Origin of the sequence: Cellulosimicrobium sp. Marseille-Q4280, from assembly GCF_943181405.1 — a bacterium.
In the GTDB taxonomy this organism is placed as follows: Bacteria; Actinomycetota; Actinomycetes; order Actinomycetales; family Cellulomonadaceae; genus Cellulosimicrobium.
The window spans coordinates 649320-670013 of record NZ_CALPBY010000002.1 but is presented as its reverse complement, the minus strand read 5'-3'; the positions used below and the strand labels follow the sequence as shown (position 1 = coordinate 670013).

The window sequence follows — 20694 nt, the reverse complement described above, 5'->3', positions numbered from 1 at the left end:
CGATGCGGCGGACCCGACCCTGGAGGACGCCCGACCGTGGCTCACCGTCGATCGCTGAACGGCCCCGACCCCTACGCCCCGCACCGCGGCACGTCCGACCACCACGTGAACCGCTACGGGCTCGAGCTGGCGTACCGCGTGCGTCCCAACCGTCTCGACGGCGTCGCGATCCTGGACGTCGTCCTGGACGCAGACGTGGACGTCGTCGAGCTCGACCTCGTCCACCTCAAGGCGACGCGCGTGACCGTCGACGGCGCCCCGGCGCGGTTCGGGCACGCCGGCGGGAGACTGACGGTCCGGCTGGGGCGCGTCGCCGTGCGGGGCACCGCGCTGCGCGTCGAGGTCGTCTACGGCGGGCGGCCCCGGCCGTGGATCGGGCCGTGGGGCGACGTCGGCTGGGAGGAGCTCACGGAGGGCTCGCTGGTCGCGGGCCAGCCCGACGGCGCGCCCACCTGGTTCCCGTGCAACGACACACCCGCGCACAAGGCGACGTTCGAGATCACGGTGACGACCGACGCGGGGTACGCGGTGGCGGCCAACGGTCCGCTGCTCGGCGTGTCCCGCAGGGCGTCGACGCGGACGTGGCGCTTCGGCCCGACCGCACCCATGTGCACGTACCTCGCGACCGTGGTCGTCGGCCGGTTCGACGACCTCGACGTCGGCCGCAGGTCCGGCCTCTCCGGCCTCCTGGACGCCGTCCGGCCCCCCGTCGCCCAGACCGCCCTCGCGCACGCGTCGCAGCGGGACGCCGTGCGCCACGACCTGGCGCGGCACGCCGAGACGATGAGCGCGTTCGAGGCGATGTTCGGGCCGTACCCGTTCGCCGAGGGCTACCGGCTCGTCGTCACGGAGGACGACCTCGAGATCCCGCTCGAGGCGCAGGGACTGTCGATCTTCGGCGCCAACCACCTCGACGGGGACGGGACCTGGGACCGGCTCGTCGCGCACGAGCTCGCCCACCAGTGGTTCGGCAACAGCGTGTCCGTCGCCCGCTGGCAGGACATCTGGCTGAACGAGGGCTTCGCGTGCTACGCCGAGTGGCTGTGGTCGGAGAAGGCGGGCCGCGAGAGCGCCGACGCGCACGCGCGGGGTGCTCGCGCGCGGCTCGCGTCGTTGCCGCAGGACCTCGTGCTGGCCGACCCCGGGCCGGACCTCATGTTCGACGACCGTCTGTACAAGCGCGGGGCCCTGACGCTGCACGCCCTGCGTCTGACGCTCGGCGACGGCGACTTCTTCGCGTTCCTGCAGCGCTGGACGTCGACCTACCGGCACGGCTCGGTGACGACCGCTGACCTCCGGGGGACGCTGCGCGAGGGCGGGGCAGACGTGGACCGGCTCCTCGACGCCTGGCTGCTCGACGCGCACCTGCCGGAGCTGCCCGCCGCACGGACGTCGTGACGGCGCCGCGGGGAGCGGTGCTGAGGTGCCCCGGGTGGGATTCGAACCCACACTGGATCGGGTTTGAGCCGAACGCCTCTGCCGGTTGGGCTACCGGGGCATCGCGCCGCCGTCGTGCCGGCGGCGCGCGGCTCCATCGAACCACACAGCCCAGGTGGAGCGAGAATCACACTGCGCCGGGGGTGAAACCCGGGGGCGGCACGGGGTGGGGCGCACTACGATGAGCAGCGTGAGTGACCAGACAGCGCAGCCCGCGGACAAGCAGCCGCTCGACCTGCCCCCCATGCTCGAGCCCCAGCCCGTCGAGACGACGCCGCCGTCGACGGGTCGTCCCGCACGGCGCGCAGTCGTCGCCGAGGACGAGGCGCTCATCCGCCTCGACGTCGTGGAGACGCTGCGCGAGGCCGGCTTCGACGTCGTCGGCGAGGCCGGTGACGGCGCGACCGCCGTGAAGCTCGCGCTCGAGCTCAAGCCGGACGTCGTCGTCATGGACGTGAAGATGCCCGAGCTCGACGGCATCTCCGCGGCGGAGCAGATCGGCAAGGCCCACGCGGCGCCGGTCGTGCTGCTGACGGCGTTCTCGCAGGCCGAGCTCGTCGAGCGCGCCCGGGACGCGGGGGCCATGGCGTACGTCGTCAAGCCCTTCACCCCGGCGGACCTGCTCCCGGCCGTGGAGATCGCGATCTCGCGCTACTCGCAGATCTCGGCGCTCGAGTCCGAGGTCGCCGACCTCGCGGAGCGGTTCGAGACGCGCAAGCGCGTCGACCGTGCCAAGGGCCTGCTCATGACGAAGATGGGTCTGTCGGAGCCCGAGTCGTTCCGCTGGATCCAGAAGACGTCGATGGACCGGCGTCTCACGATGCGCGAGGTCGCGGACGCCGTCATCGAGCAGGTCGGCGGCGCCTGACCCTTCTCGGATGACCGCGGTGTCAGAGGTCGCTGATCTGGGCCTTTGTCACACCCAGGTAACAGGGCTATCGTCTTGGACTGGCGTCCAGTTGTTTCCGGGGCGGTGAACGCGGTCGCCACGTAGTGCTCGGTCGGCAGCCATCGGCAGCTGTCGTCTCGTACCGGAGCGACGTGGACCTTCTCACGCCCCACGTCCTCCCTGTGCCGTCGGACCACGGTGAGAACGAGGAGGAGCGCGGTGCGCCAAGCAGTCGAGGTCAGACCAGCGGTCGGTGACGACCTGCCGGGTGTCGCCGCGCTGTGCGCGGAGGCCCGTTCCGAGTCGGCGTCGGGCGCGCAGATCTGCGCACCCGACATGGACCGGCTCGTCCGTCACCTGTCGGTGCTCCTCGCGCTCCCCGGGGGGAACGTGCTCGTCGCGCTGCAGGACGGCCGTCCCGTCGGGTTCGTCCTCGCCCGGGTGCTCGAGCCCCACCTCTTCGCCGACGAGCCGAGCCTGTACGTCGAGGCCGTGTACGTCGGCGAGGACGCCCGACGCCGCGGCGTCGGCCACGCCCTGCTCAGCGCGACCGCCGAGCTCGCCGCGTCGTCCGGTGCGTCGCACGTCTACTCGGTGCCCATCCCGGGCTCGCGCGGGGTGCAGCGCTTCCTCTCCCGGCTCGGCTTCGGTCCCGTCGCCGGCCACCGCGTGGTGCAGACCGCGGTGCTCCAGCGCCGGCTCGCCGCCGACCTCGCGCCCGCCCGGCGGGGCACGCGGTCTCTCGAGGACCTCATCGCGCGCCGACGTCGTGCGCGCACCGAGGGCATGAGCGGCCCGGTGGACCTGCGCGACTTCCAGGCGGAGTACCGCCGTCGCGCGGACCTCGCGCCGCCCTCCGCCGATCACGGCACCCTGACCGGCTGATCCTCCCGATCGGACCTGCCGGGCTCAGGGCAGGTCGAGGATCATGCACGTGAGCCGAGCCGTGCACACACGTCGACCCGCGTCGTCCGACACCACGATCTCGTAGCTCGCGGTCGTGCGGCCGCGGTGCACCGCGACCGCCTCGCCGTGCACCCACCCGTCCCGTGCGGACCGGTGGTGCGTCGCGTTGACCTCGATGCCGACCGCGGCCCTGCCGGGCCCGGCGTGCAGCTGCGCGGCGACCGACCCGAGCGTCTCGGCGAGCGCGACCGAGGCTCCGCCGTGGAGCAGACCGGCCGGCTGCGTGTTCCCGGCGACGGGCATCCGAGCGGTCACCCGGTCGATCGCGACGTCCTCCAGCTCGATGCCCAGACGCTCGATCAGCGTCCCCTCCGTCCGCAGCCCGAGGGCCTCGTAGGCGTGCCGCGGGGCGTCCGGAGCGGCGGGGGCTGGGCGGGCGCCGTCGGCACCGTGCGTGTCGGTCATGGACGATAGGTTGGCACCCGTGACGACCTCCGCGCGACCCCGCCTGCTGCTCATCGACGGACACTCCATGGCCTACCGCGCGTTCTTCGCGCTCCCCGCCGAGAACTTCTCGACGACCACGGGCCAGCACACGAACGCCGTCTACGGGTTCACGTCGATGCTCATCAACCTGCTGCGGGACGAGGAGCCCACCCACGTCGCGGTGGCGTTCGACGCCGGTCGTCAGTCGTTCCGCACCGAGGTCCTGCCGAGCTACAAGGGCACGCGGGAGTCCACCCCCGAGCCCTTCAAGGGACAGGTCCCGCTCATCAAGGAGATCCTCGAGACACTGCGGATCCCGACGCTCGAGCGCGAGGGCTACGAGGCCGACGACATCTTCGCGACGCTCGCCACGCAGGGCGCCGCCGCGGGCATGGAGGTCCTCGTCTGCTCCGGCGACCGCGACTCGTTCCAGCTCATCGGGCCGGACGTCACGGTGCTGTACCCGAAGCGCGGCGTCTCCGAGCTCGCGCGCATGGACTCCGCGGCCGTCGTCGAGAAGTACGGCGTGCCGCCCGAGCGGTACCCCGACCTCGCGGCGCTCGTGGGGGAGACGTCGGACAACCTGCCCGGCATCCCCGGCGTCGGGCCGAAGACCGCCGCGAAGTGGATCACGACCTACGGCGACCTCGAGGCGCTGCTCGAGCGCGCCGACGAGATCAAGGGCAAGGCGGGCGAGAACCTGCGCGCCGCCGTCGAGCAGGTCCGGCTCAACCGTCGCCTCAACGCGCTCCTGTGCGACCTCGAGCTGCCCGTCGGGCCGGACGACCTCGCGGCGAGGCCGTGGGACCGGGAGGCCGTGCACCAGGTGCTCGACGCGCTCGAGTTCCGCGCGCTGCGCGACCGGCTGTTCGCCATCGCACCCGAGGGCGAGGTCGAGACCGAGGAAGGGTTCGACGTCGACGTGGCGGACGTGGTCCCCGGCGGTCTGGGCGCATGGCTCGCGGAGCACGGGGCGCGCCGCCTCGGCGTCGAGGTCTCCGGGAAGGCCGTGCCTGCGGGCGGCGACGCCTGGGCGCTCGCCCTGTCCGACGACGCGGGGTCGGCCGTCGCGTTCGACCTCGCCGACCTCGCCCCGGCGGACGAGCAGGCGCTCGCGGCGTGGCTCGTGGACGTGGACCGCCCCAAGGTCGTGCACGGGTCGAAGTCCGCCTGGCACGAGCTCGCCGCTCGCGGCCTCGACCTGCGCGGCGTCACGTTCGACACCGAGCTCGCCGCGTACCTGTGCCATCCCGACCAGCGGGGCTACGACCTCGGGGACCTCGTCGTGCGCCACCTGCACCGCGAGCTGCGTCCGGACACCGCGGCGGGCGACGAGGCGCAGGGCGCGCTCGACCTCTCGCTCGACGGGAACGGCGAGCAGGAGCGCGACGCGGTGCGGGCGCTCGCCGTCGCCCAGCTCGCGGACGTCCTCACCGGCGAGCTCGACGACCGCGGGGCCGGGCACCTCCTGACCGACCTGGAGCTGCCGCTGACCGGCGTGCTCGCGCGCATGGAGCGGACCGGGATCGCCGCCGACGTGGAGTACCTCACCGAGCTCGAGAGGCACTTCGGCGACCTCGTCGTGACGGCCGCGACCGAGGCCTATGCGGTCATCGGGCGCGAGGTGAACCTCGGGTCGCCCAAGCAGCTCCAGGAGGTGCTGTTCGACCAGCTCGGCATGCCCAAGACGAAGAAGATCAAGACGGGGTACACGACCGACGCGTCGGCGCTCGCGGACCTCTTCGTCAAGACCCAGCACCCGTTCCTCGAGCACCTGCTCGCGCACCGCGACGCGTCACGCCTGCGCCAGACCGTCGAGGGCCTGCTCAAGTCCGTCGCGGACGACGGCCGCATCCACACGACGTTCCAGCAGACGATCGCCGCGACCGGCCGGCTCAGCTCGACCGAGCCGAACCTGCAGAACATCCCCATCCGGACCGAGGCGGGCCGCCGCATCCGGCGCGCGTTCGTCGTCGGGGAGGGGTACGAGACGCTCCTCACCGCGGACTACAGCCAGATCGAGATGCGGATCATGGCGCACCTGTCGGGGGACGAGGGCCTCATCGAGGCGTTCCGCTCGGGCGAGGACCTCCACAGCTACGTCGGCTCGCGCGTCTTCGAGGTGCCCGCCGCCGAGGTGACGCCCGCGATGCGGTCCAAGATCAAGGCGATGTCCTACGGGCTCGCCTACGGGCTCTCGGCGTTCGGCCTCTCGCAGCAGCTGACGATCGAGGTCGGCGAGGCGCAGAAGCTCATGGACGACTACTTCGAGCGCTTCGGCGGGGTGCGGGACTACCTCACGGGCGTCGTCGACGAGGCGCGCGCGACGGGGTACACCGCGACCATCCTCGGCCGTCGGCGCTACCTGCCGGACCTGACGAGCGACAACCGCCAGCGTCGGCAGATGGCCGAGCGCATGGCGCTCAACGCGCCCATCCAGGGCAGCGCCGCCGACCTCATCAAGGTCGCGATGCTCGGCGTGCAGCGTGCGCTGGACGAGCGCGGGCTGCGCTCGCGCCTCCTGCTCCAGGTGCACGACGAGCTCGTGGTCGAGGTGGCGCCGGGGGAGCGGGACGAGGTCGAGCAGCTGCTGCGCACGGAGATGGGCGCCGCGGCAGAGCTCGACGTGCCGCTCGACGTGTCCGTCGGAGCAGGGTCGACCTGGCACGACGCCGGTCACTGACGGGCTCAGCCGGGTCGACGCGTGCGGAAGATCGCCGTCCCGGGGAGGTACGCACCGCGCACGGGCCCCCACCCGCCCCACACCTCGGGGTTGTCGTCGGGCCACTCCGGCTCGACGACGTCGGTCACGACCAGCCCCGCTGCGACCACGTCGCGCACGTGGTCCCCGAGGGTCCGGTGGTACTCCGCGTACACGACCCGTCCCGCGTCGTCGGACTCCACGTACGGGCGGCGGTCGAAGTAGGACCGGTTCGCCGTGAGGCCGTGCTCGCCGGGGTCGTCGGGGAACGCCCAGCGGAACGGGTGCGTGACGGAGAACGTCCACGTCCCCCCGGGTCGCAGGACGCGCGCGACCTCGCGGTGGACGGCGTCGGCGTCGGGCACGAAGGGGATCGCGCCGAACGACGTGAACGCGACGTCGAACGTCCCGTCGGCGAACGGCAGGCGGCGCGCGTCGGACTGGACGAGGGGGACGTGCACCCCGCTCCGCCGGTCGAGCTCCGCGCCGGCGGCGAGCATCCCGCCCGACACGTCGGTCGCCACGACGAGGGCTCCCTGGGCCGCGAGCCAGCGCGAGCACTGCGCGGCTCCGGCGCCGACCTCCAGGACCCGGCGTCCGGCGACGGCGCCGAGCAGGTGGGCGTCCTCCTCGCGCAGCCCTTCGGGGCACCAGCGGAAGTCGGTCGCGCCGAGGAAGTCGCCGTGCTCGTCGAGGTACTCGGCGGCGTTCGCGTCCCACCAGGACCGGCCGGCGCCGCCGCCGTCGGTGTCGGAGACGTCGCGGTAGCCGGCGTGCGCGACGGGACCTGGTGCGGCCGGTGCCGCGGGTCGGTGCTGGTCGTGACCTGCAGGGTGCGAGGGCATGCGGCCATTCTCGCCCGCCGGCGCGACGGCGACCGGAAGGACGTCGTCCCGTCGCGCCCGGGACCTTGGTCTCCGCCGCGCCCGGATGGCAGGACGCGCCACGGGTGAGGTCGCCCACGTGACTAGGCTGGTGGCGGACGCGGCGCCGCGGGGGCAGCGCCTCCGTCTCGCCGAGCAGGGTGCGCCGAGGGTGCACCGACGACGAGACGGAGGACCAGGTGCGGATCGGACTTCTCACGGGCGGCGGCGACTGCCCCGGGCTCAACGCGGCGATCCGTGCCGTGGTGAAGCAGGGGACGGGGGAGTACGGGCACACGATCATCGGCTTCCGCAACGGATGGCGGGGCGTCGTGGACGGCGACGTCCACCCGCTCGGGCGGCAGGACATCCGCAACGTGCTGCCGGTGGGCGGGACGTTGCTCGGCACCGCCCGGTTCCACCCGAGCGCCGAGGACGGGAGCATGGACGCGGTGCTCGCGACCGTCGAGGCCGAGCGGCTCGACGCGATGATCTGCATCGGCGGTGACGGGACGTTGCACGCCGCGAGCCGCGTCGGGGAGGCCGGGGTGCCGATCGTCGCGATCCCGAAGACGATCGACAACGACGTCGAGGGCACGGACCTGTCGATCGGCTTCCACACCGCGGTGAACATCGCGACCGAGGCGCTCGACCGCGTGCATACGACGGCGGAGAGCCACAACCGCGTGATGGTGGTCGAGGTCATGGGTCGTCACGCCGGCTGGCTCGCGGTGAACGCGGGCATCGCCGGCGGTGCCGAGGTCGTCCTCGCTCCCGAGGAGCCGTTCGACATCGACCAGGTCGTGAAGTTCCTGCGCCACCGGCACCGCGCCCACGCCAACTTCTCGATCGTCGTCGTGGCCGAGGGCGCGGTGCCGCGCGAGGGGTCGTCGATGGAGTTCACGCAGCAGCTCGGGCGGTTCGGCGAGATCGTCGCCGGGTCCGTGGGCGAGCGCGTGAGCGCGGAGATCTCGGCGCGCACCGGCTTCGACACCCGCCTCACGGTGCTGGGCCACGTGCAGCGCGGCGGCGAGCCGACGCCGACGGACCGCATCCTCGGGAGCCGGTTCGGGGTCGCGGCGGTCGACGCCGTGAGCGCCGGGACGACGGGTGTCATGACGGCGCTGCGCGGCGAACGGGTCGAGCTCGTCCCGCTCGCGGAGGTCGCCGGGCGGCCCAAGCGAGTCCCCGCGGAGCTCCTGCGCGTGGCGCGCGTCCTCGCCTGATGTCCGCCCGGAGGCGGCCACGGGACGAGCTCCCGGGCCGCCACCGGGCCCGCGTTGACCCTCGTGACCCGCCGCGCGTAGGATGGACGGCGGTGCCTTGCGCCTGTCGTCAGGCCTCACGCCACCACAACCGTGCACGTCGTCCGCGTCAGGGCGGCTGCACACTCCCTATCCGCTCGACTTCCCTGTCCGCATCGGAGCATCGAACTCAATGACCATCTCTACCCCCGCGAAGTCCGCACCCCAGGTTGCCGTCAACGACATCGGCACCGAGGAGGACTTCCTCGCCGCCGTTGACGCGACCATCAAGTACTTCAACGACGGTGACATCGTCGAAGGCACGATCGTCAAGGTGGACCGCGACGAGGTCCTTCTCGACATCGGCTACAAGACCGAGGGCGTCATCCCCTCCCGCGAGCTGTCCATCAAGCACGACGTGGACCCCGGTGAGGTCGTCAACGTCGGCGACGCGGTCGAGGCCCTCGTCCTCCAGAAGGAGGACAAGGAAGGCCGTCTGATCCTGTCCAAGAAGCGTGCGCAGTACGAGCGCGCCTGGGGCACGATCGAGAAGATCAAGGAAGAGGACGGCGTCGTCACCGGCACCGTCATCGAGGTCGTCAAGGGCGGCCTCATCCTCGACATCGGTCTGCGTGGCTTCCTGCCCGCGTCCCTCGTGGAGATGCGTCGTGTCCGCGACCTCCAGCCGTACGTCGGCAAGGAGATCGAGGCGAAGATCATCGAGCTCGACAAGAACCGCAACAACGTCGTGCTCTCGCGCCGTGCGTGGCTCGAGCAGACGCAGTCCGAGGTCCGCTCCACCTTCCTGCAGACGCTGCAGAAGGGCCAGGTGCGCCCCGGTGTCGTCTCCTCGATCGTCAACTTCGGTGCGTTCGTGGACCTCGGCGGCGTCGACGGTCTCGTGCACGTGTCCGAGCTCTCCTGGAAGCACATCGACCACCCCTCCGAGGTCGTCGAGGTCGGCCAGGAGGTCACGGTCGAGGTCCTGGACGTCGACTTCGACCGCGAGCGCGTCTCGCTGTCGCTCAAGGCGACGCAGGAGGACCCGTGGCAGACGTTCGCCCGGACCCACGCGATCGGTCAGGTCGTCCCGGGCAAGGTCACCAAGCTCGTCCCCTTCGGTGCGTTCGTGCGCGTCGAGGACGGCATCGAGGGCCTCGTGCACATCTCCGAGCTCGCCGTGCGTCACGTCGAGCTGCCGGAGCAGGTCGTCAACGTCGGTGACGAGGTCTTCGTCAAGGTCATCGACATCGACCTCGAGCGTCGCCGCATCTCGCTGTCGCTCAAGCAGGCCAACGAGGGCGTGGACCCGGAGTCGGACGACTTCGACCCCGCGCTCTACGGCATGGCCGCCGAGTACGACGACCAGGGGAACTACAAGTACCCCGAGGGCTTCGACCCGGAGACCAACGAGTGGCTCGAGGGCTTCGAGACCCAGCGCGAGGCGTGGGAGGCGGAGTACGCCAAGGCCCACGAGCGCTGGGAGGCGCACCGCAAGCAGGTCGCCGAGGCGCTCAAGGCCGACTACGAGACCCCGTCGGGCTCCGACTCGTCCTCGTCGTCCTCCTCGTCGTCGTCCGCGGGCAGCGGCTCCTCGTACTCGTCGGCCCCGGCCGCCGAGGCGACGGGCACGCTCGCCTCGGACGAGGCGCTCGCCGCTCTGCGCGAGAAGCTCACCGGCAACTGATCCGTCCGCGGCCCGTCGGGTCGCGACGCGGACAGCACGAAGGCCCGTCACCCCTCGGGGTGGCGGGCCTTCGCCGTGTCTCGGCGGTCGTCGGGGCGTGCTCGACGGCCGGTGGCGCGTCACGCCACGGCGACCGGGGATTCCGCGAACTGCGTGCGGTAGAGCTCGGCGTACCGACCCTGCCGCGCGAGGAGCTCGGCGTGCGTGCCCGTCTCGACGACGCGGCCCGCGTCGAGCACGACGATGAGGTCGGCCTCGCGCACGGTGGACAGGCGGTGGGCGATGACGAGCGACGTGCGTCCACGCAGCGCCTCGGCGAGCGCGGCCTGGACCGCTGCCTCGGACCCCGAGTCGAGGTGCGCCGTCGCCTCGTCGAGCACGACGACGTCCGGCGCCTTGAGGAAGACGCGCGCGATCGCGAGGCGCTGACGCTCCCCGCCGGACATGCGGTAGCCGCGGTCGCCGACGACCGTCTCGATGCCGGACGGCAGCGCGGCGACGACGTCCCACACGTGGGCGCGGCGCAGCGCCGCCTCGATCTCGGCGTCGGTCGCGTCCTGCTTGGCGTAGCGCAGGTTCTCGGCGATCGTGTCGTGGAAGAGGTGCGCCTCCTGCGTGACGACGCCGACGGCGTCGTGCAGGCTCTCCTGCGTGACGTCGCGCAGGTCGCGGCCGGCGATCCGGACGGCACCGCTCGTCGGGTCGTACATGCGCGTGACGAGCTGCGACACGGTGGTCTTGCCCGCGCCGGACGCGCCGACGAGCGCCACCATCGCACCGGCCGGGACGGAGAACGAGACGTCGGTCAGCGTGTCGGTCGTGGCGTCCACGCCGTCGAGCGCGACCGACTCGAGCGACGCGAGCGAGACCTCGGAGGCCGACGGGTAGCGGAACCGCACGCCGTCGAGCTCGAGGCTCGCGCCGTGGCGCGCGACGTCGGCGGAGAGGTCGTCGGCGTCGGGCGCGTCGACGACCGTGGGCTCGAGGTCGAGGACCTCGAGGACGCGCTCGAAGCTGACGAGCGCGGTCATCACGTCGACCTGGACGTTCGACATCGCCGTCAGGGGCCCGTAGAGCCGGCCGAGGTAGGCGGTGAGCGCGACGACGGTACCCACGGTGAGGGAGCCGCCGATCGCCATGACGCCGCCGAGCCCGTAGACGATGGCGACGGCCACGGACGCGACGACGGTCAGACCGACGCGGAACACCGTCCCGTACATCGCCTGCTTGACGCCGATGTCGCGCACCCGACCGGCCTGGGTCGCGAAGCGCTCGGACTCGCGCTCGGGGTCGCCGAACACCTTGACGAGGTGCGCGCCGGCGACGTTGAACCGCTCGTTCATCGTCTGGGCGGCCTCGGCGTTGAGCTCGTAGCTCTCCCGCGTGATCGCGGCGAGACGCTTGCCCACCCAGCGTGCGGGCAGGACGAACGCGGGCAGCAGCGTGAGCGCGAGGAGCGTGAGCTGCCACGACATCGAGAGCATCGCGGCGAGCACGAAGACGACCGTCAGCAGGTTGGAGAACACGTTCGACAGCGTCGACGTGAACGCCTGCTGCGCGCCGAGGACGTCGCCGTTGAGGCGCTGCACGAGCGCGCCGGTCCGTGTGCGGGCGAAGAAGGCGAGCGGCATGCGCTGGACGTGGTCGAACACGGCGGTCCGGAGGTCGACGATGAGGCCCTCGCCGATGCGCGAGGAGAACCAGCGCTGGACGACGCCCAGGCCGCCCGAGAGGACGGCGAGCCCGGCGGCGACGAGGGCGAACCTCACGACGACGTCGACGCGTCCCTCGACGATCCCGTCGTCGATGATCCGCTGGAAGAGGAGGGGAGTGACGGCGCCCGCGGCGGCGTCGAGGGAGATCAGCGCGAGGAACACGGCGAGCTGTCGCCGGTACGGACGCGCGAAGGTGAGGACGCGGCGCACGGTGCCGCGGTGCAGCCGCTTGTGGGCGACGGCGGAGTCCTGGCGGAACGAGCGCATGCCGCGCCCGCCGCCGGAGCCGGGTCCGGAGAAGGAAGTGGGGTACGTCATCTGGCCTCCCGTGGGGTAGGGAGCGCTGGTCGTCCGCTGCGGCGTGGGTCGCCGGTCTGCGGGCGCGGGCACCTCGTGGGGGCGGGGCCTCTCGCGCGAATGATGCTGAGTCTAACTCACTATGAGGCGATGACACAAGAGGCCGCGGCGCGGGTACGCTCGGCTCGTGACCCATCACGACGTCGAGCACCCCGCGCGAGGCGCCTCCTCGCACGGTGACGCCGGCGAGGACGAGGCGGGGGAGTTCCTGTCGCTGCTGCACGCCGCCCTGCGCACCGTACGGCGCGAGGCGAGCGAGCGTCTCGAGCCGGCAGGGACCACGCCCGGCCAGTTCCGGATGCTGCGCCACCTCGCCCGCTGCGACGGTCCGTGCCGGCTGGGCGCGGTCGCGGCCGCGCTCGACGTCGCGCCGCGGTCGGTGACCTCGAAGGTCGACGACGCCGAGGCCGCCGGGCTCGTGCGCCGCACCCCCGACCCGCTCGACCGCCGCGCGACCCTCGTCGAGCTCACCCCCCTCGGCCGGGACGTCGTCCGGCAGGTGGGGGCGGAACGCTCGTCCAGCGCGGGAACGCTGCTCGCCCGCCTCGACGCCGAGGACCGGCGCGAGCTCCTGCGGCTGCTGCGGGCCGTCGCCGGCGAGGGGACCGCCTGACGCCTCGCGCAGGTGACGTGCGGACCCGGCTGGCAGGATGGGCGCATGTTCCGCATCGGGTTGACCGGAGGCATCGCGGCAGGCAAGTCCGTCGCCCTCGCACGCTTCGCCGAGCTGGGCGCCGTGGTGATCGACTACGACGTCCTCTCCCGGGAGGCGGTCGCGCCGGGGTCGGTCGGCCTCGACGAGGTCGTCGAGGCCTTCGGCCCCCAGGTCCTCGCCGCCGACGGGACGCTCGACCGCCCGGCGCTCGGCCGGATCGTCTTCGCCGACGACGCGGCGCGAGAGCGCCTCAACGCGGTGGTGCACCCGGAGGTGCGCCGCCTGGCCGCGGAGCACGAGGCCGCGGCCGCCGCGGCCGACCCCCGGGCCGTCGTCGTGCACGACATCCCGCTGCTCGTCGAGACCGGCGACCCCGCGCACTTCCACCTCGTGGTCGTCGTGCGCGCGCCGTCCGACCTGCGGGCCGACCGGCTCGCGACGCGCGGTCTCGATCCCGTCGAGGCCGCCGCCCGGATCGGGGCCCAGGCCGACGACGCCGCACGGCTCGCGGTCGCCGACGTCACGCTCGACGGGGGCGGGCCGCCGGACGCGCTCCGCGCGCAGGTCGACGACCTCTGGGCCAAGGTCTGCACGGAGCTCGACGAGGAGAGCGAGGCCGACGCGTGACCGTCCTGGTCAGCGGGTTCGAACCGTTCGGCGGGGACGACACCAACCCGTCGTGGGAGACCGCACGGGCGCTCGCGGCCCGCGGGTGCGAGCTCGTCGGCGACGACGTCGTCGCGGTCCGCCTGCCGTGCACGTTCGACGGCGCGTGGCCGGTCCTCGAGGACGCGATCCGGGAGCACGCGCCGTCCGTCGTGCTCGCGCTCGGCCTGGCGGGCGGGTCGCAGGCCGTCCGGCTGGAGCGCGTCGCGATCGACGTGGTCGACGCGCGGATCCCCGACAACGCGGGCGCCGCACCGGTCGACGAGCCGGTCGTCGCGGGCGGCCCGGCGGCCTACTGGTCCGGTCTGCCGCTCAAGGGCGCGCTCGCCGCGCTGCGGGCGGAAGGGCTGCCCGCCGAGGTCTCGAACACCGCCGGCACGTACGTCTGCAACGCCACCTTCTACCAGCTCATGCACCACGCGGCCGGTGCGCCCGACCTGCGCGCCGGCTTCGTCCACGTGCCCTCCGCGCAGGTCCTGGCGATCGACGACCAGGTGCGCGCGGTGACGGTCGTGGCGCGGGCTGCGCTCGCCGGCGCGCGCGAGCCGGTCCTCGCGGCGGGCGCGGAGTCCTGATCCGTCGCTGACCCTTCAGCCCTCGGCTGACGCCGCGTGTGGGTGTGGGTGGCGGGCCGTACGGTGGGTTCCATGCGCCCCGTGACCGACCTGCAGCGAACCGCCGCGCCCTTCGAGGTGATCTCGGAGTTCCAGCCCTCGGGGGACCAGCCCACGGCCATCGCGGACCTCGCCGGTCGCGTCCGTGCGGGGGAGAAGGACGTCGTCCTGCTCGGCGCGACCGGTACCGGCAAGTCGGCGACGACGGCGTGGCTCGTCGAGGAGCTGCAGCGCCCGACGCTCGTCATGGCGCCCAACAAGACGCTCGCCGCGCAGCTCGCCACAGAGTTCCGCGAGCTGCTCCCGAACAACGCCGTCGAGTACTTCGTCTCGTACTACGACTACTACCAGCCCGAGGCGTACATCGCGCAGACGGACACCTACATCGAGAAGGACTCGTCCATCAACGACGAGGTCGAGCGCCTGAGGCACTCGGCGACGAGCTCGCTCCTCACGCGGCGCGACGTCGTGGTCGTCGCCTCCGTGTCCTGCATCTACGGCCTGGGCACGCCCCAGGAGTACGTGGACCGCATGGTGCGGCTCGACGTCGGCATGCAGGTCGAGCGCGACGACCTCCTGCGCCAGTTCGTCACCATGCAGTACACGCGCAACGACCTGGCGTTCACGCGCGGCACGTTCCGCGTCCGCGGCGACACGGTCGAGATCATCCCGGTGTACGAGGAGCTGGCGATCCGGATCGAGTTCTTCGGCGACGAGATCGAGTCGATCCAGACGCTGCACCCGCTGACGGGCGACGTCGTCCGGTCCGAGCCGTCGATCCACGTGTTCCCCGCGACGCACTACGTCGCCGGGCCGGAGCGCATGGAGCGGGCGATCACGTCGATCGAGGCGGAGCTCACGGAACGCCTCGCGGAGCTCGAGCAGCAGAACAAGCTGCTCGAGGCGCAGCGCCTGCGCATGCGCACCACCTACGACATCGAGATGATGCGGCAGATCGGCACGTGCTCCGGCATCGAGAACTACTCGCGCCACATCGACGGCCGCGTGCAGGGCACGCCGCCGAACACGCTGCTCGACTACTTCCCCGAGGACTTCCTCCTCGTCATCGACGAGTCGCACGTGACCGTCCCGCAGATCGGCGCGATGTTCGAGGGTGACATGTCGCGCAAGCGCAGCCTCGTCGACCACGGTTTCCGGCTCCCCAGCGCGATGGACAACCGGCCGTTGCGGTGGGAGGAGTTCGTCGAGCGGATCGGCCAGACGGTCTACCTGTCCGCGACGCCGGGCTCGTACGAGCTGTCGATGTCCGACGGCGTGGTCGAGCAGATCATCCGACCGACCGGCCTGGTGGACCCGGAGGTCGTGGTCAAGCCCACGACGGGTCAGATCGACGACCTCCTGCACGAGATCCGCGAGCGGGCGGACCGCAACGAGCGCGTGCTCGTCACGACCCTCACCAAGAAGATGGCCGAGGACCTGACGGACTACCTGCTCGAGAAGGACGTGCGGGTGCGGTACCTGCACTCCGAGGTCGACACGCTGCGTCGCGTCGAGCTGCTGCGCGAGCTGCGGCTCGGCCAGTACGACGTGCTCGTCGGCATCAACCTGCTGCGCGAGGGCCTCGACCTGCCGGAGGTGTCGCTCGTCGCGATCCTCGACGCCGACAAGGAGGGCTTCCTGCGCTCCCCGACGTCGCTCATCCAGACCATCGGCCGCGCAGCCCGCAACGTCTCGGGCCAGGTGCACATGTACGCGGACAGGATCACGGCCGCGATGGCGGCGGCGATCGAGGAGACCGACCGACGGCGCGAGAAGCAGGTCGCGTACAACCTCGAGCACGGCATCGACCCGACGCCGCTGCGCAAGCGCATCTCCGACGTCACCGACATGCTCGCGCGCGAGGACGTGGACACCGCCGAGCTGCTCGCGGGCGGCTTCCGCCAGCCGGGCAAGGGCGCCAAGGGCAGGGCCCCGGTGCCGGGTGGGCCGAAGGAGGGGGCGACGACGGGCAACCGCCTCGCGGGCGCCGCGGCGAGCGACCTGGCCGAGCTGATCCAGGAGCTCAGCGACCAGATGCACGCCGCGGCCGGAGAGCTCCAGTTCGAGCTCGCGGCGCGCCTGCGCGACGAGATCTCGGGGCTCAAGAAGGAGCTGCGGCAGATGCAGGCGGCCACGGCCTGACCACGCGGGCGGGATGGTCTCGCTCTCCGGCGACGTTGTGCCCTGGGGAGCCCGCATGGCCTATGCTGGCTCCTCGTTGAAGGGGAGTATTCCTCCGCGGTGATGTCGTCATCACGACCGGCGCAGTCGTCGGTCCGGTGTCACCGGTCCCGCAGCCTCCGTCCCGTCCTCGACGGTCGTGCGCTGCGTGGCGGAAGAGACCTTCGGTACTCAGTGCTACGTACCGGAGGTTACCTGCATGGACGTCCCCGTCTGGGTCTGGATCGTCACCGTCGGCGTCATCCTCGCGATGCTCGCCGTCGACTACGTCGGCCACGTCCGAACACCCCACGCCCCCAGCCTGCGCGAGGCCACGCGGTGGTCCATCGCCTACGTCGCCGTCGCCCTCGTGTTCGGCGTGATCGTCTGGGTGGTCTGGGGCGGCACGTACGGCGGCGAGTACTTCGCCGGGTACATCACCGAGAAGAGCCTGTCGGTCGACAACCTCTTCGTGTTCGTCCTCATCATGACCAGCTTCAGGGTCCCGAGGCTCTACCAGCAGAAGGTCCTGCTCATCGGGATCACCATCGCGCTGGTCCTGCGCACGATCTTCATCCTCCTGGGTGCCGCCGTCATCGAGAACTGGGCCTGGGTCTTCTACATCTTCGGCGCCTTCCTCATCTGGACCGCGATCGCGCAGGCGCGCTCCGGGACCGAGCACGAGGAGGAGTTCAAGGAGAACGCGGTCCTGCGCCTCACGCGGCGCCTGTTCCCGACGACGGACACGTACGTCGAGGACCACATGACCACGAAGATCGACGGCAAGCGGTTCATCACGCCGATGCTCATCGTCATGATCGCGATCGGCAGCGCCGACCTGCTCTTCGCCGTCGACTCGATCCCGGCGATCTTCGGCCTGACCCAGGAGACCTACCTCGTCTTCGCGGCGAACGCGTTCTCGCTGCTCGGCCTCCGCCAGCTCTACTTCCTCATCGACGGGCTGCTCGACCGCCTCGTCTACCTCAACTACGGCCTCGCGGCGATCCTCGGGTTCATCGGCATCAAGCTCGTCATCCACGCGCTGCACACCAACGAGGTGCCCTTCATCAACGGTGGCGAGCACGTCACCGCCATCCCCGAGATCTCCACGGCCGTCTCGCTGGGCTTCATCCTCGTCGTCCTGACGGTCACCACCGTCGCGAGCCTCGCGAGGTCGAACGCCGACCGTCGTCGTGAGGACGCACGCATCGAAGAAGGTTCTTGATGGTCCACGAGCTCCCGCTCTGGTTCGAGTGGGCGTCGCTGTCGGCGCTCGGCGTCCTCCTCCTCGTCGACCTGTTCGTCGTCGGGCGGCGCCCGCACGTCCCGTCGATGCGCGAGAGCGCGCTGTGGGTCGGGTTCTACGTCGCGCTCGCGCTCGCCTTCGGGGCGATCGTCGGTGCCGTCGGGGGAGCAGCGCCCGCGGGGGAGTTCTACGCAGGCTGGCTCACGGAGTACAGCCTGTCGGTCGACAACCTCTTCGTCTTCGTCATCATCATGGCGAGGTTCGCGGTGCCCAAGGAGCAGCAGCAGCGCGTGCTCATGGTGGGGATCATCGTCGCCCTGGTGCTCCGCGGGGCGTTCATCCTCGCGGGTGCGGCGGTGCTCGAGCAGTTCGTCTGGGTGTTCTACCTGTTCGGCGCGTTCCTCGTGTACACCGCGATCAAGCTCGTCACCGGTGGTGACGACGCCGAGGAGTACCAGGAGAACCGGGCGGTCCGTCTGCTGCGCCGCGTGCTGCCGATCGGCACGCGGTACGACGGCGGACGCCTGCGCACCGTGGAGGACGGCCGGAAGGTCTTCACGCCGCTCGTGGTCGTCTTCCTCGCGATCGGCAGCACCGACCTGCTCTTCGCGTTCGACTCGATCCCGGCCATCTTCGGGCTGACCCAGGACCCGTTCATCGTCTTCACGACGAACGTGTTCGCCCTCATGGGCCTGCGCCAGCTGTACTTCCTGCTCGGCGGACTGCTCGAGCGGCTGGTCTACCTGCCGATCGGTCTCGCGGTGATCCTCGGGTTCATCGGGGTCAAGCTCGTGCTCGAGGCGCTGCACGAGAACACCGTGCCGTTCATCAACGGCGGCGAGCACCTCGAGGCCGTGCCGACCGTCCCGATCTGGCTCTCGCTCGTCGTCATCGTCGGCGCTCTTCTCGTGACGACCGTCGCGAGCCTGCTGCGCACGCGGGCCCAGGGCGCGGTGGCGTCGCGGGACGTGGCCGCCGACGCGGTGGAGGGCGCCTCCACGGTCGAGGGACGGAGCACCGCGGAGGCCGAGCCGGTCGACGCGACGGCCGTCGGGGACGCCCCGGCGACGCGCGACGCGCCGTAGCCCGTCAGGCGCGGTGGGCCCAGTCCCCGATCACGGGCGACCACGGGCGCACCGTGCGCTCGGCCACCAGGCCGGCGCGCGCGAACGGGTCGGCGTCGAGAATCTCGGCCGCGGCGACGGGGGAGCCGGCGTCGAGCACGAGGAGCGCACCGGCGGCTGCGTCGTCCGTCGCGGGCAGAGGCCCCGACGCGAGGAGCGTCCCCTGCTCGTGCAGCCCGCGGAGGAAGGCCCGGTGCTCGGCACGGACCGCGTCGAGCTCGGCGGGGCGGGCGGGGTAGACGTAGGTCACGGCGTGGATCGGCATGGCGCCATTGAAGCAGGGCTCCGGGCGGGCGCGGAGGCCCGTCCGTCGGCAGCCGTGCGGAGGTCGTCCCCGACCCCGTGCCGGAATGACGTGGCGGCCACGGCGCAGGGCACCTAGGGTCGCGGCGCATGAGCGACCTCACGATCCTCGCCACGTCCGGCGGGTACGCGCCCGGGCACCGGACCCGCATTGCGCTCGGGCCGATCGTCCGACACGCCACCGAGCTCGCCGGCGTCGCCGGCACACCGCGCGTGTGCCACGTGGGCACGGCCGGCGGCGACCAGTCGTGGTTCCACGCGGAGCTCGACGAGGCCGCGCGCGTCGCCGGGGTGCGGATGTCCCACCTGTCGTTGTTCAGCATGCCGAACGTGGACGACGTGGAGGCCTTCCTGCGCGAGCACGACGTCGTGTGGGTCGGAGGCGGGTCGGTCGTCAACCTCCTCGCGGTCTGGCGGGCGCACGGCCTGCCCGAGATCCTGCACGCGGTGGGGGAGAGCGGCGTCGTGCTCGCGGGCATCAGCGCCGGGTCGCTGTGCTGGCACGTCGGCGGCCCGACGGACTCGTTCGGACCGGAGCTGCGGCCGGTCACGGACGGTCTCGCGTTCGTGCCGTACGGCAACGGCGTCCACTACGACGCGGAGCCCGGCCGCCGGCCGCTCCTGCAGCGTCTCGTGGCGGAGGGGACGCTGCCCACCTCGTACGCGACGGACGACGGCGTGGGACTCGTCTACCGGGGCGGGCACCTCGTGGAGGCGGTCACCGAGGTCCGCGGCGCTGGCGCGTGGGAGGTGCGCCGCGAGGTGGACGCCGACGGCTCGTCCAGAGCCGTCGAGGGGCGGATCGAGCCGCGCGAGCTGAGCGGCGCGCGCTGACGCCCCCGCGCCCTCGTCACCAGCCGCGGGCGCGCCACGCCTCGAGGTGGGGGCGCTCCGCGCCGAGCGTCGTGTCGGCACCGTGACCCGGGTAGACCCACGTGTCGTCGTCGAACCGCTCGAAGACCCGCTCGGTGACGTCGTCGAGGAGCTGGGCGAACCGCTGGGGGTCGTGGTCGGTGTTCCCCACGCCGCCGGGGAACAGCGAGTCGCCGGTGAACAGGTGCACCCGTCGGGCCACGGCGTCGGGGGCGCGCGCGGGCGAGGGCTCGCGGTAGGCGAGCGCGACCGACCCCGGGGTGTGGCCGCGCAGCGCGACGACCTCGAGGAGCGACCGCCCGACGGCGACCGTGTCCCCGTGGTGCAGCCTCCGGCCGACGGGGACCCCGGTCTCCGCCGTGACCGCGTCGGCGTCGGCGTCCCCGACCGCGAGGACGGCCCCGGTCGCGGCGACCACGTCGGCCAGCGCCCCGACGTGGTCGTGGTGGCGGTGGGTCGTGACGACGGTCGTCAGGCGACTCGCCGGGTCGCCGCCGGACGACGTGGGGCTCCGCCGCGCGTCGGCGGGTTCGGCGGGTTCGGCGGGTTCGGCGAGGAGGGCGAGCAGCCGGCGCGGCTCGGCCGCGGCGTCGACGAGGACCTGGTCGCCGGTGCGCCGGCACGTGAGGAGGTACGCGTCGTTCGCCATCCGGCCGACCGCCACCTTGCGGATCTCCAGCTCGTCGAGCCGGCGGACGTCCGCCGGACCTCCCACCACGACCGTGCCCGTGTACGTCATGCGCACAGTCTGCCGGTCGCGCCGACGCG

Annotated in this window: 18 protein-coding genes and 1 tRNA gene; 13 read left to right on the top strand and 6 right to left on the bottom strand. The window is 72.3% G+C overall.

What is annotated here, in order from left to right; translation table 11 throughout:
- The first annotated feature begins 36 nt into the window (after nt 1-36).
- A complete protein-coding gene (locus tag NFS20_RS07795; RefSeq protein WP_251151155.1) occupies nt 37-1398 on the top strand; it encodes a M1 family metallopeptidase in 1362 nt (453 codons plus the stop codon).
- Nucleotides 1399-1424: 26 nt separating this feature from the next.
- Here the strand turns inward: NFS20_RS07795 and NFS20_RS07790 are convergent.
- Nucleotides 1425-1498, bottom strand: a tRNA-Leu gene (locus tag NFS20_RS07790).
- 183 nt (nt 1499-1681) lie between these two features.
- Between NFS20_RS07790 and NFS20_RS07785 the strand changes: the two genes are divergently transcribed.
- Together NFS20_RS07785 and NFS20_RS07780 are read left to right on the top strand one after the other, a co-directional pair.
- Nucleotides 1682-2305 carry an ANTAR domain-containing response regulator gene (locus NFS20_RS07785; RefSeq protein ID WP_251151259.1) on the top strand — a complete coding sequence of 208 codons (624 nt, stop codon included), beginning with the start codon at nt 1682-1684 and terminating at the stop codon, nt 2303-2305.
- A gap of 240 nt (nt 2306-2545) precedes the next feature.
- On the top strand, nt 2546-3211 hold the full coding sequence (locus NFS20_RS07780; protein WP_251151154.1) for a GNAT family N-acetyltransferase: 666 nt from the start codon (nt 2546-2548) through the stop codon (nt 3209-3211).
- Between the two features lie 24 nt (nt 3212-3235).
- On the opposite strand, the gene NFS20_RS07775 is transcribed toward NFS20_RS07780, so the two are convergent.
- Nucleotides 3236-3697 (bottom strand): hotdog fold thioesterase, encoded by a 462-nt coding sequence (locus tag NFS20_RS07775; protein ID WP_251151153.1) that lies wholly within the window; start codon nt 3695-3697, stop codon nt 3236-3238.
- On the opposite strand from NFS20_RS07775, the gene polA reads away from it, so the two are divergent.
- On the top strand, nt 3696-6401 hold the full coding sequence (gene polA / locus NFS20_RS07770) for a DNA polymerase I (protein ID WP_251151152.1): 2706 nt from the start codon (nt 3696-3698) through the stop codon (nt 6399-6401). The genes NFS20_RS07775 and polA overlap by 2 nt on opposite strands.
- A gap of 5 nt (nt 6402-6406) precedes the next feature.
- On the opposite strand, the gene NFS20_RS07765 is transcribed toward polA, so the two are convergent.
- Entirely contained in the window at nt 6407-7264 is an 858-nt protein-coding gene (locus tag NFS20_RS07765; protein ID WP_251151151.1) for a class I SAM-dependent methyltransferase, read from the bottom strand.
- Between the two features lie 218 nt (nt 7265-7482).
- On the opposite strand from NFS20_RS07765, the gene NFS20_RS07760 reads away from it, so the two are divergent.
- Both NFS20_RS07760 and rpsA read left to right on the top strand, forming a co-directional pair.
- The gene (locus tag NFS20_RS07760; RefSeq protein ID WP_251151150.1) at nt 7483-8508 is read left to right on the top strand and encodes a 6-phosphofructokinase; all 1026 of its coding nucleotides are present in this window, start codon (nt 7483-7485) and stop codon (nt 8506-8508) included.
- Between the two features lie 211 nt (nt 8509-8719).
- Complete coding sequence (gene rpsA, locus NFS20_RS07755) at nt 8720-10213, top strand: 30S ribosomal protein S1 (protein ID WP_251151149.1); 1494 nt, start codon at nt 8720-8722, stop codon at nt 10211-10213.
- Between the two features lie 119 nt (nt 10214-10332).
- Here the strand turns inward: rpsA and NFS20_RS07750 are convergent, their stop codons facing one another.
- Nucleotides 10333-12246, bottom strand: a complete 1914-nt coding sequence (locus NFS20_RS07750; protein ID WP_251151148.1) for an ABC transporter ATP-binding protein — start codon at nt 12244-12246, stop codon at nt 10333-10335.
- 166 nt (nt 12247-12412) lie between these two features.
- Here NFS20_RS07750 and NFS20_RS07745 point away from each other — a divergent pair, with 166 nt between their 5' ends.
- The 6 genes from NFS20_RS07745 (at nt 12413) to NFS20_RS07720 (ending at nt 18711) form a co-directional block, all read left to right on the top strand.
- On the top strand, nt 12413-12898 hold the full coding sequence (locus NFS20_RS07745; protein WP_251151147.1) for a MarR family winged helix-turn-helix transcriptional regulator: 486 nt from the start codon (nt 12413-12415) through the stop codon (nt 12896-12898).
- Nucleotides 12899-12943: 45 nt separating this feature from the next.
- Nucleotides 12944-13567: a dephospho-CoA kinase gene (gene coaE, locus NFS20_RS07740; RefSeq protein ID WP_251151146.1), complete on the top strand. Its 624-nt coding sequence runs from the start codon at nt 12944-12946 to the stop codon at nt 13565-13567.
- Nucleotides 13564-14181 carry a pyroglutamyl-peptidase I gene (gene pcp / locus NFS20_RS07735; protein WP_251151145.1) on the top strand — a complete coding sequence of 206 codons (618 nt, stop codon included), beginning with the start codon at nt 13564-13566 and terminating at the stop codon, nt 14179-14181. Before coaE ends, pcp begins: the two co-directional genes overlap by 4 nt.
- A gap of 72 nt (nt 14182-14253) precedes the next feature.
- Nucleotides 14254-16362: an excinuclease ABC subunit UvrB gene (gene uvrB / locus NFS20_RS07730; RefSeq protein ID WP_251151144.1), complete on the top strand. Its 2109-nt coding sequence runs from the start codon at nt 14254-14256 to the stop codon at nt 16360-16362.
- A 238-nt stretch (nt 16363-16600) separates the two neighbouring features.
- Nucleotides 16601-17605, top strand: a complete 1005-nt coding sequence (locus tag NFS20_RS07725; protein WP_251151143.1) for a TerC family protein — start codon at nt 16601-16603, stop codon at nt 17603-17605.
- The gene (locus tag NFS20_RS07720; RefSeq protein WP_251151142.1) at nt 17605-18711 is read left to right on the top strand and encodes a TerC family protein; all 1107 of its coding nucleotides are present in this window, start codon (nt 17605-17607) and stop codon (nt 18709-18711) included. The genes NFS20_RS07725 and NFS20_RS07720 overlap by 1 nt, the downstream gene beginning before the upstream one ends.
- Nucleotides 18712-18715: 4 nt before the next feature.
- Here NFS20_RS07720 and NFS20_RS07715 read toward each other — a convergent pair whose 3' ends face one another.
- Nucleotides 18716-19015 (bottom strand): YciI family protein, encoded by a 300-nt coding sequence (locus NFS20_RS07715; protein ID WP_251151141.1) that lies wholly within the window; start codon nt 19013-19015, stop codon nt 18716-18718.
- A gap of 128 nt (nt 19016-19143) precedes the next feature.
- Here NFS20_RS07715 and NFS20_RS07710 point away from each other — a divergent pair, with 128 nt between their 5' ends.
- The gene (locus NFS20_RS07710) at nt 19144-19887 is read left to right on the top strand and encodes a Type 1 glutamine amidotransferase-like domain-containing protein (RefSeq protein WP_251151140.1); all 744 of its coding nucleotides are present in this window, start codon (nt 19144-19146) and stop codon (nt 19885-19887) included.
- 16 nt (nt 19888-19903) lie between these two features.
- Here the strand turns inward: NFS20_RS07710 and NFS20_RS07705 are convergent, their stop codons facing one another.
- The gene (locus tag NFS20_RS07705; RefSeq protein WP_251151139.1) at nt 19904-20665 is read right to left on the bottom strand and encodes an MBL fold metallo-hydrolase; all 762 of its coding nucleotides are present in this window, start codon (nt 20663-20665) and stop codon (nt 19904-19906) included.
- Nucleotides 20666-20694: the final 29 nt, after the last annotated feature.